Annotated in this window: 16 protein-coding genes; 11 read left to right on the forward strand and 5 right to left on the reverse strand. The window is 61.3% G+C overall.

Annotated elements, in window-relative coordinates; all coding sequences use genetic code 11:
• Position 1 precedes the first annotated feature (1 nt).
• Positions 2-1,123: a DUF1217 domain-containing protein gene (locus NKJ89_RS03075; protein WP_352599740.1), complete on the reverse strand. Its 1,122-nt coding sequence runs from the start codon at positions 1,121-1,123 to the stop codon at positions 2-4.
• Positions 1,124-1,270: 147 nt separating this feature from the next.
• Here NKJ89_RS03075 and motA point away from each other — a divergent pair, with 147 nt between their 5' ends.
• Genes motA through NKJ89_RS03105 form a run of 6 tightly spaced genes read left to right on the forward strand, consistent with a single transcriptional unit; the run spans position 1,271 to position 6,147 of the window.
• A complete protein-coding gene (gene motA, locus NKJ89_RS03080; protein WP_023761677.1) occupies positions 1,271-2,146 on the forward strand; it encodes a flagellar motor stator protein MotA in 876 nt (291 codons plus the stop codon).
• A gap of 32 nt (positions 2,147-2,178) precedes the next feature.
• Positions 2,179-3,126, forward strand: coding sequence for a FliM/FliN family flagellar motor switch protein (locus NKJ89_RS03085; protein WP_352599742.1), 948 nt, complete (start codon positions 2,179-2,181; stop codon positions 3,124-3,126).
• Positions 3,127-3,141: 15 nt separating this feature from the next.
• Positions 3,142-3,528 carry a flagellar motor switch protein FliN gene (gene fliN, locus NKJ89_RS03090; RefSeq protein ID WP_023761675.1) on the forward strand — a complete coding sequence of 129 codons (387 nt, stop codon included), beginning with the start codon at positions 3,142-3,144 and terminating at the stop codon, positions 3,526-3,528.
• A 43-nt stretch (positions 3,529-3,571) separates the two neighbouring features.
• Complete coding sequence (locus NKJ89_RS03095; protein WP_023761674.1) at positions 3,572-4,582, forward strand: flagellar motor switch protein FliG; 1,011 nt, start codon at positions 3,572-3,574, stop codon at positions 4,580-4,582.
• A 9-nt stretch (positions 4,583-4,591) separates the two neighbouring features.
• Positions 4,592-5,674 (forward strand): flagellar biosynthesis protein FlhB, encoded by a 1,083-nt coding sequence (flhB, locus tag NKJ89_RS03100; RefSeq protein ID WP_352599744.1) that lies wholly within the window; start codon positions 4,592-4,594, stop codon positions 5,672-5,674.
• The gene (locus NKJ89_RS03105; protein ID WP_352599746.1) at positions 5,671-6,147 is read left to right on the forward strand and encodes a BspJ family T4SS effector nucleomodulin; all 477 of its coding nucleotides are present in this window, start codon (positions 5,671-5,673) and stop codon (positions 6,145-6,147) included. The genes flhB and NKJ89_RS03105 overlap by 4 nt, the downstream gene beginning before the upstream one ends.
• A 5-nt stretch (positions 6,148-6,152) precedes the next feature.
• On the opposite strand, the gene NKJ89_RS03110 is transcribed toward NKJ89_RS03105, so the two are convergent.
• Together NKJ89_RS03110 and NKJ89_RS03115 are read right to left on the reverse strand one after the other, a co-directional pair.
• Complete coding sequence (locus NKJ89_RS03110) at positions 6,153-6,923, reverse strand: helix-turn-helix transcriptional regulator (RefSeq protein ID WP_352599748.1); 771 nt, start codon at positions 6,921-6,923, stop codon at positions 6,153-6,155.
• A complete protein-coding gene (locus NKJ89_RS03115) occupies positions 6,920-7,630 on the reverse strand; it encodes a helix-turn-helix transcriptional regulator (RefSeq protein ID WP_352599750.1) in 711 nt (236 codons plus the stop codon). Before NKJ89_RS03115 ends, NKJ89_RS03110 begins: the two co-directional genes overlap by 4 nt.
• A 586-nt stretch (positions 7,631-8,216) precedes the next feature.
• Here NKJ89_RS03115 and NKJ89_RS03120 point away from each other — a divergent pair.
• A complete protein-coding gene (locus tag NKJ89_RS03120) occupies positions 8,217-9,410 on the forward strand; it encodes a TMEM43 family protein (RefSeq protein WP_352599752.1) in 1,194 nt (397 codons plus the stop codon).
• Between the two features lie 95 nt (positions 9,411-9,505).
• Here the strand turns inward: NKJ89_RS03120 and NKJ89_RS03125 are convergent, their stop codons facing one another.
• The gene (locus NKJ89_RS03125; RefSeq protein ID WP_352599754.1) at positions 9,506-10,537 is read right to left on the reverse strand and encodes a histone deacetylase family protein; all 1,032 of its coding nucleotides are present in this window, start codon (positions 10,535-10,537) and stop codon (positions 9,506-9,508) included.
• 23 nt (positions 10,538-10,560) lie between these two features.
• Positions 10,561-11,214: a TetR/AcrR family transcriptional regulator gene (locus tag NKJ89_RS03130; protein WP_352599756.1), complete on the reverse strand. Its 654-nt coding sequence runs from the start codon at positions 11,212-11,214 to the stop codon at positions 10,561-10,563.
• Between the two features lie 258 nt (positions 11,215-11,472).
• Here NKJ89_RS03130 and NKJ89_RS03135 point away from each other — a divergent pair, with 258 nt between their 5' ends.
• The 4 genes from NKJ89_RS03135 (at position 11,473) to NKJ89_RS03150 (ending at position 16,134) form a co-directional block, all read left to right on the forward strand.
• Positions 11,473-13,146 (forward strand): amidohydrolase, encoded by a 1,674-nt coding sequence (locus NKJ89_RS03135; RefSeq protein ID WP_352599758.1) that lies wholly within the window; start codon positions 11,473-11,475, stop codon positions 13,144-13,146.
• A 156-nt stretch (positions 13,147-13,302) separates the two neighbouring features.
• A complete protein-coding gene (locus NKJ89_RS03140) occupies positions 13,303-14,397 on the forward strand; it encodes an ABC transporter ATP-binding protein (protein ID WP_352599760.1) in 1,095 nt (364 codons plus the stop codon).
• Entirely contained in the window at positions 14,397-15,329 is a 933-nt protein-coding gene (locus NKJ89_RS03145; RefSeq protein WP_352599762.1) for an ABC transporter permease, read from the forward strand. Before NKJ89_RS03140 ends, NKJ89_RS03145 begins: the two co-directional genes overlap by 1 nt.
• Positions 15,322-16,134, forward strand: coding sequence for an ABC transporter permease (locus tag NKJ89_RS03150; protein ID WP_352599764.1), 813 nt, complete (start codon positions 15,322-15,324; stop codon positions 16,132-16,134). Before NKJ89_RS03145 ends, NKJ89_RS03150 begins: the two co-directional genes overlap by 8 nt.
• Positions 16,135-16,160 lie beyond the last annotated feature (26 nt).

Genomic DNA, 16,160 nt, shown 5'->3' on the forward strand with positions numbered 1-16,160 from the left:
CTCAGAACCTCAGCTTCTGCATGGCCATCATCAGGTCGGTGGAGATGCCGACCGTGATCGGCTGCGCAAAGAGCACGCCGACCGAGGTGACCGCCGATGACGTCGGGTTGTTGATCTCGTACATGCTGGTGAAGCGTGTCAGAAACTTACCGAGCTTCTCGGGGTCGGAGAAATCCGAGATGTCGAGTTTCTGCTCGAACAGCTGCGCCTGCTTGTCGACATCGGCGGTGGCGAAGGAATCGGGCAGCCCGAGCACGGTGCGCACGACGCTGGCAAGCGCGGTGTCGGCCAGCACGTCGAACCAGCTGGTGATATCAGGCGCCTTGCGGTCGAAATAAAGCGCCAGCCGCACGCCCTGGTTGGTCTTGCCGGCATCCTCTTCGAGGCTCTGGCGCATGTATTTGTCGACGGTCGGCTGCTGTGCCGGATTGATGGTGGTGGTGTTCGCACCATAGGCTTCGAAATTGAAGGCGGAGGCAAGTGCGGCGTAGGTCTTGTCCGTCATCTTGTTGGCGACGCTGTCAGGATCGCGGACGCCACCTTGCAGAACCCGCTTGATGAGGTCCTTGTCCTCCGTCGCCGAATCGAGACCGAAAGAAGCCAGCGCATATGTGTAGAGCCGATTGTTCGACATCAGATCGTCGATCGACTTCACCTTTGTGATGTTGGCGAGATAGTATGTGGTCTCGCCCTTCACATAGGCCGAAGCCGGATCGAGGCCGGCGATTTCCGCCTGCGTGGCGTAATTCTTGGTCACCATCTGCTGCGTCTTGTTGTAGATGGTCGCATTGGGGCCGTTGGCGGCGAAATTGAAGGCGCTGACGAATTCGGCATAGCGCTTATCGGTCAGCTTGTTGGCGAAACTGTCGGGATTGGAGATACCTTCCTTCAGGGCCTTGACCATGAAGGCCTTGGCGTAGTCCATGTCCTCGAGCCCGTAGGCTTTCATGGCGTATTTGAACAAACGGTCATTTTTGACGAAATCGTCGATCGATTTCACCTTGGTTATGTTGGCGAGATAATATTTGGTGTCGCGATCAACCACCGGCTGCTGCTCGATCCTGTCGATCGACTTCGAGATGTCCTTGGTGATGAGCTGGTAGCTGGTAAAGGTATTCAGCAAAAACGTGCCTCCGGCCGAAGCTATGTCAGGACAATATCCCTACTTCCTTGCGCGAAACTGAATCGGATCCGGCGGCTTCGATTCAAGCCTCACACAAGGCACGAGGGCTATTCCTTGCTCCTGATGTGAAATGCGGAAGGACCTTTCGTGGGCATTCTGATTGGACTTGTGGTGACGCTCGGCTGCGTCCTTGGCGGCTTCATGGCCATGGGCGGCCATCTTCATGTGCTGGTACAGCCGTGGGAAGCCGTGGTCATCTGCGGTGCGGCGCTCGGCACCTTCCTCGTTGCCAACCCGATGAAGACGGTCAAGGACACCGGCAAGGCCATCCTCGAAGCGTTCAAGCAGGCTGTGCCGAAGGAGCGGGACTATCTCGAAACGCTGGGCGTGCTGCACTCACTGATGCGAGAGCTGCGCTCGAAGTCGCGCAGTGAGGTCGAAGCCCATATCGACAATGCCGAGGAGTCGGCGATCTTCCAGGCATTCCCGACCGTGCTCAAGAACCATGATCTGACGCATTTCATCTGCGACTACTGCCGCATCATCATAATCGGCAATGCTCGCTCGCATGAGATCGAGGCGCTGATGGACGAGGAAATCCAGACCATCAAATCCGACAAGATGAAGGCCTATCACGCGCTGATCGCGGTTGGCGATGGCTTGCCTGCGCTCGGCATCGTCGCTGCCGTCCTTGGCGTGGTCAAGGCGATGGGCGCGCTCGACCAGTCGCCGGAAATCCTAGGCGGCTTGATCGGCGCGGCCTTGGTCGGCACTTTCCTCGGCATCTTCCTGTCCTACGCGGTGGTCGGGCCTGTCGCCACCAAGATCAAGACCGTGCGTGAGAAGAAGAATCGGCTCTACATCATCGTCAAGCAGACGCTGCTGGCCTACATGAACGGCGCGCTGCCGCAGGTGGCGATCGAGTTCGGCCGCAAGACCATCTCATCCTACGAACGACCGACGATCGACGCCGTCGAGCAGAGCACGATGAACACCGGCGCCGTCGAAAAGAAGGCCGCCTGAACGATGCGCGACAGATCGGTCCCAGCACTGTCATGACCAGTCCGGGCAGCCCATCGGAAGCGCGCTCGCTGATCATCGAGCGCCTTGTCGGTGACAGCGGCGAGGCCGCGCAGGTCATCGATGCAGGTCGCGCCATGGCCGAGCGCGCTGTGCCGCTGCTGCAGAAAAGCCTGACCGGCGAGCTTGGCGTTCCGGTCATTGTCGATCTCAAAGCGGTCGAGATCAGCCGCGTTCCCGAGGCGCGTTCCAGCGCCGGTGAGAATTTCGCGATGACCGTCGTTGCCTCGCCGACGTCTTCCGATGCAGTGACCCTCGTCATCGATGGCGCCGCGATCGCCATCATGGTCTCGACGCTGTTTGGGGGTGACCCGGACATGCCAGTGTCGCCGATCGAGCGTGACCTGTCGCCGATCGAGACCGACGTTTCGACGATGGTGTTTCAACAGGTCGCGCAGGCGCTGAACGGATCCGGTCGGCGCTCGCTTGAGCTACGGCTTCCGGCGCCGCGGGCGATGTCTGGGATGGAGGCCAAGCGACACGTGTTGCGCGACGGCGCCGCACTGCGCATCGTCCTCGGCGTCTCGACGCCGGCCGACAGCGGCACCATTACCGTGACGATGCCGCAGCGTATCGTGCTGGCCGGTCGGGACGGCGTTGCCGCGGTCAGCGAGAAGGATCAAAACGCCAGCTGGCGCGCGCGCTTTTCGGAAGAGGTGATGCGCTCAACGGTAGCGCTCGAAGCCACCATGCCACTGGCCCGGCTGACGCTCGGCGACCTCGCCAACTTCGACATCGGCCAGATCATCGAATTCGAGGAAACGGCGCAATCCCAGGCGCGTCTCAGTGCCCGCGGCCAGACGCTGTTCGTCTGCGAATTCGGCAAACTGGGACAGAATTATACCGTCCGAATCAAGCATCCCTACGATGCCGGGCAGAATTTTATCGACGGGCTGATGCCGGCTGCCGCCGGACGCGCCTGAGCACTGGAGACAATCATGGCCAAGACCAAGGTGGAAGCCGACCTCGACCAGCCGGACGAACAACTCGACCGTGCCATTGAAGAATTGCGCGGGGTCCTGCACGAAGAGGAACAACGCCCGGATGCGGCGTTCAGGGCGGCCTCCGGCGCCAATTCAAGCGTCATCATGAACATCCCCGTCGATGTTCAGATCATCCTCGGCAGCACCGAGATGCCGGTCTCTGACCTGATGGCGCTCCAGAAGGGCTCGACGGTGGCGCTTAATCGTCGTATCGGCGAACCTGTCGACGTTGTGGTCAACGGCCGCAAGATCGCGCGCGGCGAGATCACCGTGCTGGAAAGCGATCCGTCGCGCTTCGGCATCAGGCTGACCGAAATCATCGCTGGCACGAAGGGCGCCTAGACATGGGTTGCGGAGCTTGCCGGTGGCAGCGAAGGCGAGTGGCATGACGACGCCGGCCACCTTGACCCGCGCGCAGAAGGCAGCCGCCATACTGGTGGCGATGGGCAAGCCGTCGGCCAGCCGCCTGTTGAAATTCTTCAAGCAGGAAGAACTGAAGGCGCTGATCGAGGGCGCCCGACTGCTGCGGACGATTCCGCAAAGCGATCTCGAGCGCATCGTCGCCGAGTTCGAGGCCGAGTTCACCGAAGGGGCGGGATTGCTCGATTCCGCCGACAGGATGGACACCATCCTCAACGAGTCGCTGTCGCCCGAAGAGATGAGCGCGATCATGGGCGACAAGAGATTCGAAGTCGCCCCGGAAGGCCCGCCGCCCATCTGGCCCGAGCTCGAAAAGCTCGAGCCGGCGCGGCTTGGCGCCTTCCTGGCGGGCGAGCACCCGCAGACTGCGGCCATGGTGCTGTCGAAGCTGGCGCCGCAGGTTGCGGCGAGCGTGCTGCTGACGTTGACCAAGCCGATGCGTGGCGAAATCATCAAGCGCATGGTGACGATGGCCAATGTTCCGGACGCCGCCAGCAAGATCGTCGAAAACCGGCTGCGCACCAGCGTGTTGGCGGAAACCTCGACCAAAGACACTTCTGCCGGGCAGGCGCGTGTCGCCAGCGTTCTCAACGAACTGGACAAGCCGCTGCTCGAGGAGGTCATGCAGGATCTGGAGGCCGCCGGCACGCCCGACCTCGATGGTGTGCGGGCCCGCCTGTTCGCCTTCGATGACCTGCCGCTGCTCACCCAGAAAGCGCGGGTGCTGCTGTTCGACGGGCTATCGACCGAACTGGTCACACTGGCCTTGCGCGGCGCGCAGGCGGGACTTGCCGAATCCGTGCTGTCGGCGATCGGCGCGCGGTCGCGGCGCATGATCGAAGCCGAACTCGGACAAGGTTCGGAAGGAGTTCCTCTTGCCGATATCACAGCAGCACGCAAGACGATCGTGACGACGACGATCCGGCTGTCGCGCGAAGGCGCCTTCGAACTTCCGTCGACCCAAGACGCCGCCTAAGACCGCGCCATGGCTGACGCGGTCGACAAGGATTCGAAAACCGAAGAGGCGACGGAAAAGAAGATCCGCGACACTGTCGAACAGGGCAAACTGCCCCATTCGCGGGAAACGGCGCTCCTTGCATCCTTCGTTGCCATACTGGTGTTCACCGTCTTCTACGCCAAGGACGCGGTCATCGATCTCGGCATGTTCCTGTCGATGTTCCTGGAGAAGCCGGAAGCCTGGCCGATGGACACCGAGACGGACGTCATCGCGCTCTACAAGACTGTCATTTTCGAGGTGGGCCGGGCCGTCATCAGCCTGTTCGTGCTGCTGACTGTCGCCGGTGTCGGCGCCTCGGTGTTCCAGAACATGCCGCAGTTCGTCGGCGAGCGGGTGCGGCCGCAACTCTCGCGCATCTCGATCCCCAAGGGGTGGAACAGGCTGTTCGGCATTCAGGGTTGGGTCGAGTTCCTGAAGTCACTCGGCAAGGTCGGCTTTGCCATCGTCGTGCTGAGCTTCACTCTGTCGGAAGACCACCGCAAGCTGCTCGCCGGCATGATCACCAATCCGGTCGCTTTCGGACTCGTCATCCGAGGCATTGCCGTCGACATCCTGGTGGCGATCGTCTTCGTCATGGGGTTGATCGCGGCAGTCGACATCGTCTGGTCGCGCTTCCACTGGAAGCAGGATCTGCGCATGAGCAAGCAGGAGGTCAAGGACGAGTTCAAGCAGTCCGAGGGCGATCCGATCGTCAAGTCGCGACTGCGCTCGCTGGCGCGCGACCGGGCGCGCAAGCGGATGATGACGGCGGTGCCGCGCGCGACGCTGATCATCGCCAACCCGACGCACTTCTCGATCGCGTTAAAATACGTGCGCGACGAGGACTCGGCACCAATGGTGTTGGCCAAGGGGCAGGATCTGGTGGCGCTGAAAATCCGCGAGATCGCACGCGAAAACAACATCCCGATCTTCGAGGACGTGGCGCTCGCCCGCTCCATGTACAAGCAAGTTTCGGTCGATAGTGTTATCCCATCGCAATTCTACCAGGCCGTCGCCGAACTGGTGCGGATCGTCTACTCGAAAAAGGCTGAGCGCAGACAGATTTCATGAACCGTCAACCGCATGCAAAATCCCGCGAGATCATCGTCGCCAGTGCCATCGAGCAGGTGGTGGGTGAACTGAGGCTGATCGATGTCGCCGACTATATAGCGTTCATCCGGCTGGAACATTTCGCATGCCTGTCGGATCTCGTCGATTCAGCGGTGGAGCTGTTCTTCATGCCTGGCACACTGCGGCTCGGCCATGGCGGCGAGGCGCATGTCGACTGGACCGGCAGCCCGCGCATCGTGCTTGATCTGGAGTTGAGGCCGCCTGGGGTCACCGTCTATTTCCAGCTGACGCTGAGCGAGAACGGCGCGTCGGTGGTGGTCAACTACGTTTCGTTCGAGAAGCCGGGCGAAGACCCGGAGCACAACACGGCCTTGCTCGAGGCGGTCATCGAACAGGCGCGTATCCGCAAGGTCGAGCCGCGGGCCTTTCGCGGAACATCGACCGCTTCCGACAGAAGCGGGCCAATCCTATAGTTGCCTTATTCGATCAGGCCAAGCCGCAGCGCCTTGGCAACGGCCTGGTTGCGGTTGACGGCGTTGAGTTTCTGGGTCGACTGGGTCAGATACTGGTTGGCTGTGTGCACCGACAGTTTCAGCAGCCGCGCTATCTCCTCGCTGGTGTTGCCATTGGCGGTCAGCTTCAGGCATTCGAGTTCGCGCTTGGAGATAGAGCGCATGCGGCCCGCATCGCCGGGACGGATGCGCGCCACGGCGGCGAACAACGAGAAGCAGCGGGCGTGGATCTCGTAGAGCGCGTCCTGCGGCAAGGCTATCTCAGAGCCCATGAAAACGACGAGTCCGCACTGCCCACGATCGGCGTGGACGGGAAAGGCGATGCCACTGGTGCCGGGCGCCAGCGGGGCCATCTGCTCGGTCCAGGCGAGGTTGCCGAACATCGCCGCCATGGCGGCTGCGCCGTCATCCGTCCACCAGCGCGGTTCCGTCGAGATGCGGGTGTGGCGCACGATCTCCTCGCCATTGGCGCCTGAAATGAATTTCGTCGCCACCGAAATGCCGGGATAGTCGGAATCAAGGCAAGGGACGAGCCGTGCGCGTTCGGGCGAGGGGCTGACAAAGAACAGGCCGAAGGCGGAGGCGTTGATGTCGACTGATATCCAGCGGCAGCGGCGCACGGCATCGGGAATGGTGACGGCGTGATGGGTCTCGGAGCCGAGAGAAAAGGCGCCGAACGGATTGCGCTGTTCGTTGAAAAGGGCTTCGGCAGCTTCTTTGATATCGGCGTGTTTCAAATGATGCCGCTCCTGATCGCCGTGGCGATGGCCATCGCACGGTTGCTGGCCGCGAATTTCTGGATGGCGTGGGTGATGTAGCTGTTGACGGTGTTGGAGGAGACGCCAAGGATAACGGCGACCTCGTCGGTGGTCTTGCCTTCGGAGACCCAGAACAGGCATTCGCGCTCGCGATCCGACAGCGGATCCTGCATCGCGGCGGCGGCAATCAGCTGCGGGATGTGCGACAGCGCATAGCAGCATTTCAGCTGCGCCCGCATCAGCGCCGGCTGGTCGATATTGCCGGCAGTCGCCGCGGAGAACAGGGCGAACAGACGCTGCCGGCCGACATTGAGGCGCAGCGAATAGATCTCCGCATGGCCAAGCACGTCGAGAAGGCGCGCTTCCTCACCGGTGATCAACCCGTCAGCCTCGGGCGCCTGGGATGCCACCAGAGCGATCGGGCGGATACCCGGCCCCACCGTGAGCGCTCCTTGCGCAAGCCCGGCGATCAGCCGCTTGCCGGTCAGTTCGATGGCGTCGAAAATCCAGTTGGACGAGACGATGCGCGCATCGTTGCGGTCCTGATCGTGGACGATGGCGACCAGCATATAGCTGTCGGCACCGATCTCGGCGGTCAGCTGCATGAAAAAGCTGGTGAGGTCGCCGCGCGACGTCAGGCGCGAGCCCAATGTGTCGGATTGAAGTGGCGCTGCGGGACTGCTCATTCTGTTGCTTTTGGCCGGAATCGTTTCTGCCGCCCGGTTGCTGGAAGCCAGCCGCCGAACCCGAATACGCATCACTTTGACGAAGACACACGCGTGGCGCAGGGCTGCGCCAACCAGTTTCGAATCCATTCAGGGAACGCGAAGCCGTCCGCGTCTGGTGCCGGAAAAGCTCCGGAACAAGAGACTTTGGGTGGTCGCCGCGCCCCCCGAGGACCGGCTGATTCGGGTCTAATCTACCCGCAGTTGAATCCGACATCAAACGCGATTTGACAAAATCGAATCCGGTGGACTCACGTACGACTCAGAGGCGGACTCCAAGCCGTTTTGCCGCCCTGACGCACCTGAAACGTCGGCACAAAAAAAGCCGGCCTTGTTGCAAAGCTGCCGTATCGAAGACTGATCGATTCCGATAGGTTTTCGCTGATCGACAGGGATGGGCGTCCCTTCGATCCGACCGGGCGAGATGGGTAGCCCTTGTTGGCGGCCATCGGCATGGGGCGGTACGCAGATCCACGCTGATTGACAGGTTCAATGCGCGGCCGCCGGCCACGCTCAAATTTTAGCACCAGTGGTTTCGGGGGAAACAATGAGCGATTCATTTCGGGAAGTAACATCCGTCTCGTGGTTCGGGCGGATCAAGCGCGCGGTCGGCGGGGTCATCTTCGGCCTGCTTCTGGTCGTGTTGATGGTGATCGGGCTGTTCTGGAACGAGGGCCGCGCGGTACAGACGGCGCGCTCGCTGGCCGAAGGGGCGGGTGCCGTGATTTCGGCCAGCGCCAACAGCGTGGATGCCGGCAATGACGGAAAGCTGGTGCATGTCAGCGGGCCGGTGACGGCGGACAGTGGTCTCGCCGATCCGGATTTCGGCATTGCGGCGCAAGGGCTGCGGCTGTCGCGCAGCGTCGAGATGTACCAGTGGAAGGAAGAATCCAAATCCGAGACCACCAAGAAGCTGGGTGGCGGCGAAGAGACGGTGACCACCTACAGCTATTCGAAGGTGTGGGACGACAGCCAGATCGACTCGTCGGATTTCAAGAAACCGGACGGCCACCAGAATCCGCCGATGGCGATCCACAGCCGCACCTTCCAAATTCCACAAGGCAAGCTCGTCGCCTTCGATCTCGACACGCCGGTGCTCGATCACATCGAGGGCGACAAGGACTATCCGCTATCGTCCGACCAGTCTGCCGCGATCAAAGCCGCGTATACCGGCAGCCGGCCGCTCAGCATCGTCGACGGCGAGATCTATCTCGGCGCAGACACGACAACGCCGGCGCTGGGTGACTACCGCATCAGCTACGACCTGGCGCCGCTCGGCGTGGTCAGCATCGTCGCGCGGCAGGCCGGCAGCCGGTTCGAGCCCTACCAGACCGAGGCGGGCGATGCGTTGCTGATGGTCGATACCGGCACTGTCCCCGCCGACAAGATGTTCGCCGAGGCGGTCAGTGCAAACACCCTTATCACCTGGCTGCTGCGCGCCGCCGGCCTTTTGCTGCTGACCATCGGCTTTGCCCTGTTCCTCAGCCCGATCGGCGTGATCCTCGACGTCATCCCGTTCCTCGGCAGCATGGCGCGGATGGGAACAGGCATCATTGCCTTCTTCCTGGCGATCCTGGTCGGCACGACGACAATTGCTATTGCCTGGTTCTGGTATCGGCCGGTCCTGGCGGCGGGTATCCTGGTGGCCGGCGTCATCGCGGCGGCGGGGGTCTACTACCTCGGCCGCTCGCGCAAACCGGCCGAGCCAGTTGTCGCGCCTAGCATCGGCGCCGCGACCTGAACGAAATCCGGGCGGCATTGCCGCCCGGTCCTGGTGGTCTTCTACCTATGCCTGTCGTTGTCCCGGAACCGCTACACACTTTTGGGCGACAGGCATTACCGATCCTCGAAGCCGGTCAGCACGCCGACGGCGTTGATGCCGATCTCTTCGACGGCATAGCCGCCTTCCATGACGAACAGCGTCGGCAGGCCGAGCCTGGCGACGCGGCGGCCGATCTTGGGATAGTCTGTCGTCTTCAGCCTGAACTGGCTGATCGGGTCCTTCTCGAACGTGTCGACACCCAGCGAGACGATGACGACATCCGGGGCGTAAGCGGCAAGCTTGGCGCAGGCGTCCTCGAGCGAGGCATTCCAGGCGTCCCAGTCGGTGCCGAAGGGCATCGGATAATTGACGTTGAAGCCTTCGCCTTCGCCGGCGCCACCTTCGTCGGCATGGCCGAGGAAGAACGGGTACTCGACCAGGGGATCGCCATGCAGGTTGAGGACCTGCACGTCGGCGCGGTCGTAGAAGATCTCCTGCGTGCCGTTGCCGTGGTGGTAGTCGACGTCGAGAATGGAGACACGGGCAGCGCCCTGGTCGCGGAACCATTGGGCGGCGACAGCGGCGTTGTTGATGTAGCAATAGCCGCCCATGAAGCCTGCACCGGCATGGTGGCCGGGCGGACGGCAGAGCGCGAAGGCGGAAGCGTCGCCGTCCTTGACCAGGCCGGCAGCGGTCAGCGCCACGTCATAGGACGACTTGATCGCAGCCCATGTGCCTTCGACGAAGGTGGCGCCGGCATCGAAGGAATAGTAGCCAAGCAGGGCGTCGATGCGCTTCGGCGGCACGTCGCCGCGCAAGCCGCGCGTCGGCCAGGTGAAAGGCATCGCCGTGCCCTTCAGGCCGGCTTCCACCCATTGCGGCCAGACCGTCGGCAGGAAGTCGACATAGTCTGATTTGTGGATGCGCTTTGCGGCGGCAAGATCATGCTCGAGCGGCAGGACGATCGGTCCCAGTCTCTCGCTTTCGACCCGCGCCTTGATGAATTCGGCCCGCGAGGGCTTCTCGAAACCCGGCACGATCGCACTCGTAACCAGTTCCATCTGGCCGGCATGGCCAGCGTGTAGCGGCGAATAGACAGTCTTCATCAAATTCCTCTCGAAATGCGAAATCATTCAAGGTTGAGATAGGGTGTCACCAGAGCGAGCCACATGGTTTCAACATCGTCCTCGATGAGGTCGTATGTCCTGCGGTCCTTTTTCAGCCCTACAAGCCGGCAGGCATGGCCGACCTCCATCATCAGCACGCCAAGCCGGCTGGCGACCTTGTCTTCAAGAGCCGGGTTCACATGCTGCAGCCATGCGGCATAGAGGGCGATGATCTGGTCGTCATATTCGTTTTGGATCGGCCGGAGATCGGCATTGCCTGAAATAGCCTCGATCACCGGCATCAAGGTGGCATTATCGAGATAGAGCCTGGACGTGTCTTTGAAGAGCTTGCGCACTTCACGCCGGAACTCTTCGCGGTTGGTGGGCGGGGCGACCTTGATGCGCCTCGCGATCACCTCGGGAAAGGATGACAGCCAGCGCCGGGCGAGATCCAGAAGAATGGCTTCCTTGTTGGGAAAGTACTGGTAGACCGAACCGACCGACAGGCCCGCGCGCTGCGCAATGGCGAACGTCGTCGGCGTCCTGGTTCCTTGCTCCCGCGTCAAGACCAGCGCGGCGTCGAGGATCCTGTCGACCACCTTGCTCGACCGTTGTTGCCGCGGCTGCTTGCGCGGCTCCAGCGCTATCCTGGTTTTGCGGTCGAGACTGCGCTTCACGGCTTGCTGTCCTCGTTCCCCGCCCGGTCTCAACACAGGCGGAGCGTGCTGTCCACAATACATTCGATATTCCGCATGTTGACAAACGCGAATAATCAGTCGCATTCTTTATCCACGCTGTCTCTTGGCATAACAAGGGAAATTTCGAAGACGGCGAGTTGACATCACTTCTGTCCGATAGCGCCGCTCCAGTGGAGTGGCAGGTTGTGGACACCGGGGTTGTCGGTCTCAGTCGGTCGTCAAAAACGCGGAGTCGCGATGTCAGTCACGGGTGCGGGTCAAAACGCGGATCTGATCGTCATCAACGGTCGCGTGCTGACCATGGACGACGACAATCCCGCCGCCGAGGCCGTTGCCGTCAAGGACGGCGCCATCGTCGCCATCGGCAGCCGCACCTCCATCGAACAGCTCAAGGGACCGGCCACCAAGGTCATCGACGCCAAGGGCGGTTCGGTGATCCCGGGTTTCATCGAAGCCCACATGCATCTGTTCGGCGGCGCTGCCGAACTCGATAATCTGCATCTGGCTGGCGTGCACGGCTTCGACGCCTTGCGCGATGCGATCCAGACCTTTGCGGCGGCACGGCCCAACGCCAGGCTTCTGATCGGCGCCGGCGTCGACTATGCGATCCTTTCCGAGCCGGTTACGCGACATCATCTCGACCGCATGATCCCCGACCGCCCCTTTGCCATGTCGGCTTCCGACCACCATACGATGTGGGCGAACACCATGGCGCTGGAGCAAGCAGGGCTTCTGCACGGCCGCCAATTGGGACCGGGTAACGAAATCGTCATGGGCGCCGACGGGCTCGCCGCAGGCGAATTGCGCGAAGGCGAGGCATTCGGCCCGATCCTGGAATTCTTCGGCCAGAACCGCACGCGGCTTGGCCTGACCGGCGGCGAGCCCGAGCCTTACCCCTTGGCCGAGGAACTGGCGGCCGACCGCGATCTGATGCATCGCGGCCTCGAATGGTGCGCCAGGCACGGCATCACGTCGATCCAGAATATGGACGGAAACCTCTACCAGCTTGAGCTGCTTGCCGGCCTGGAACAGGAGGGGCGATTGCTATGCCGCACAAAAATTCCTTTCCACTTCAAGAACTTCATGGACATAGACATGCTTGAAAAGGCATCGACGATGGCCTCGACCTACAAGTCGGAATGGCTGTCGTCGGGCATGGTCAAGGTTTTTTACGACGGTGTGCTCGATTCATGGACGGCGGTGATGGTCGAGCCATATGCGGATCGTCCGGACTGGGTCGGCGAGCCGCTGTTTACGCCAGAACATTTCGCGCAAGTCGCGGTGGAGGCCGATCGGCGCGGCCTGCAGATCGCGGTGCATTCCATCGGCGACGGAGCGGTACGCGCGGTTCTCGACGGCTACGAGGCGGCGCAAAAGGCCAATGGCAAGCGCGACAGCCGGCATCGGGTCGAGCACATTGAGGTCATTACCGAAGCCGACGTGCCGCGCTTCGCCGAATTGGGCGTCATTGCATCCATGCAGCCGCCACATCCGCCCGGCGCGCTGAACTTCCCGCTGGAACCGACACTCTCGCGCATCGGCCGCGAGAGGTGGCCGCTGAGCTATGCCTGGCGCACGCTCAAGGATGCTGGCGCTCGCGTTGTGTTCGCTTCCGACTGGCCGGTGTCGCCGATCGATCCGATCCTGGGCATACAAGCGGCGGTGATGCGCAAACCTTGGGCAGAAGGCCTGCCGGACCAGAGTTTCTCGCTGCGTGAAGCGGTTGCCGGCTATACGGTCGAGGGCGCCTATGCCGAATTCGCCGAGCACCGCAAAGGCACGCTGAAACCCGGTTACATGGCCGATTTGGTGGTTTTGTCGGCGGATATCGAGAAGACGGCTCCGGCCGATCTGGACAAGGTGCGACCGGTGACGACGATCTGCGGCGGAAAGGTAACCTATCAGGCCTGACAATGGCATGAGGCTTGCTGGTGCATGGCTTGCTAGCCGAGATAATGAACTGAACTGTGATTCAATGCCGGACTTGCCAACCTACCGGCCATGTGGTCACATCGAACAGGGGAAGAGCTCCGCCAGCAAGAGCGGGGTCAACAGTGAGGCGTAATCGTGCCGGACAAACCGGGTCGGAATGCGATTGAAGTAGTAAACGTCAGCAAAATTTTCGGATCAGGTGAGGGGCAGGTCGCTGCCCTCGACACGGTCTCGGTATCCATCCGCGAGAACGAGTTCTTCACGCTGCTTGGCCCATCCGGCTGCGGCAAGACGACGTTGCTCAGGCTGATCGCCGGCTTCGACTTTCCAACGGCCGGTGAAATCCTGCTCTATGGCCAGGACATCGCGCCGTTGCCGCCCTTCAAGCGGCCGGTCAATACCGTTTTGCAGTCCTATGCGCTGTTCCCGCACATGACGGTGGCCGACAATATCGGCTTTGGCCTGGAGATGCTGGGCAAGCCGAAGGCCCAGATCAAGGTGCGCGTGGCCGAGATGCTGAAGCTGGTCAAGATGGAAGCACTCGCCGGTCGTCGCACCAGCCAGATCTCCGGCGGCCAACAGCAGCGCGTGGCGCTGGCCCGGGCGCTCGCGCCCCAACCCAAGGTGCTGTTGCTCGACGAGCCGCTCTCGGCACTCGACTACAAGCTGCGCAAGGAGATGCAGATCGAGCTGAAGCGGCTGCAGCACGAGACCGGCATCACCTTCATCTTCGTCACCCACGACCAGGAGGAAGCACTGACCATGTCGGATCGCATCGCGGTGATGTCATCGGGCAAGATCCTGCAGGTCGGCTCGCCCTGGGATATTTACGACAAGCCGGCGGAACGCTTCGTGGCCGACTTTATCGGCGAAACCAACTTTCTGACTGCCGCAATTGCCGGCGTCAGCGATGGAAAGGCTCAAGCGACGCTCAAATCCGGCGCGACGATCAATGCCACGGTCGCGGAAGGCTTCCAGCCGAAAGACAAAGCCACCGTAGTGGTGCGGCCTGAGCACGCCAAGCTGACCGCCGCCAAGGGCGATCTTTCCGGGACTGTGGAAAACATCATCTATTTCGGCACCGATACACACATTCACGTCCGTCTCGATAGTGGCGAGGATTTCACCGTTCGCCAGCAGAACACCCGCAGTGCAGGCTGCGGTTTCGAGCAAGGTGACAAGGTCGGCATTGCCATCGGCAACGATGCCGCACAGGTGTTGAGGGACTGATGGTAGCCGCCACACTCTCAAAAGCCGCTTTGTTCGAGACAGGGGCAGCCAAGGCCACGGCGCGGCGCAACCGACTGCTCTCCGTTCCGGCGCTGGTCATCATCGGCATTTTCGGAGTGCTGCCGCTAATCATCATATGCGTCTATTCGTTCCTCGTCGCGGCACCCTATGGCGGCGTACAATGGCAATTCTCGACCGACGCCTATCTGAACTTCTTGTTCCAGCGCGATATTTTCGACGACACGCTACAGTTCACGCCGGACTTCCTGATCATCTATTTGCGCTCGTTTCTGTTTGCGGTGGTGACGACGGTCATCTGCCTGCTGCTCGGCTTTCCCACCGCTTACTTCATGGCGACGCGGGCGCCAGCGCAGCGCAATTGGTGGGTGCTTTTGATCACCATCCCGTTCTGGTCGAACCTTTTGGTCCGCACGTTGGCGATCATGTTCATCATCCGCGACGAAGGCCTGATCAACAATGCGCTGATGGCATTGGGTGTGATCGATAAACCGATCACGATGCTTTACACCAATTTCGCCATCCAACTCGGACTGCTCTACGCCTTCCTGCCGTTCATGGTGCTGCCGCTCTATTCGAGCCTGGAGAAGCTGGACTTCCGGCTGATAGAGGCCGCGTACGATCTCTACGCGACACGCCGGCAAGTCTTATGGCGTGTGATCATCCCGCTGTCGCGGCCTGGCATTATTGCCGGTTGCCTGCTGGTCTTCATTCCCGCACTTGGCGCCTATGTGACCCCACTTATCCTCGGCGGTGGCATACATCTGATGATCGGCGATCTCATTGCCCAGCAATTCGGATCCGGGCGCAACTGGCCGTTGGGCTGTGCCCAGGCTTTGATCCTGATGGCTGCGGTGCTGGTGGCGCTCTTCTTCTACGTCCGCAACACGTCGGGGAGGATGCAACATGGCTGATCCCCGCAATATCGACATCAAGGACCAGCCGGGCTTCCGCTCTATCGCCATCATCTGCCTATGCGTGCTCTACGTGCCTGTCCTGATCCTGATGATCTTCTCGCTGAATAGTGGTTCGCTGGTCACGCAGTGGGAAGGTCTTACGCTCAGCTGGTACGGCAGTGCGCTGCTCAACGAGGAATTCCACAGCGCTGCCAAGAACACGATGATCATTTCGGTGACCGCAACGATCATCTCGACGATCACAGCCACTCTGGCTGCGATCGGCATGACCCGGGTCAAGCCGTGGCGGGGCTTGTCTACAGCCTTTATGATCATCAACCTGCCGTTGATGGTCCCGGAAATCATCACCGCGGTGGCGACGCTGTCCTTCTTTGCCCTGATTGCCGGAATGTTCGGGCTGAACTTCGGCATCGGCAACCTCATCCTCGCCCACACTGTTTTCTGCATTCCTTTTGCCTACATGCCGATTCGGGCGCGGTTGGAGGATATGGACCTGACGCTCGAATACGCGGCCGCGGATCTCTATGCGACGCCTTGGAATGCATTCAAGCGTGTGACGCTGCCCTTACTTGTTCCCGGCATAATGTCGGGTGCCGCACTCGCCTTCATCGTGTCCTTCGACGATTTCACCATCACACAACTCGTCGCGGGGCCAGGGCAGACGACACTGCCGCTCTATATCTGGAACCAGATCAGGCGGCCGATGACGCCGGAGATCAACGCCATCTCCACCATTTTGCTGCTGGTCTCGATCCTCTTCGTCTCAGTATCGTTCCTGATCGCGCGCCGACGCGCCAATTGAATTAATGGGAAGGCAAAGGAGAACAA

Source organism: Mesorhizobium sp. M0047 (genome assembly GCF_040323315.1).
Taxonomy (GTDB): Bacteria; Pseudomonadota; Alphaproteobacteria; order Rhizobiales; family Rhizobiaceae; genus Mesorhizobium.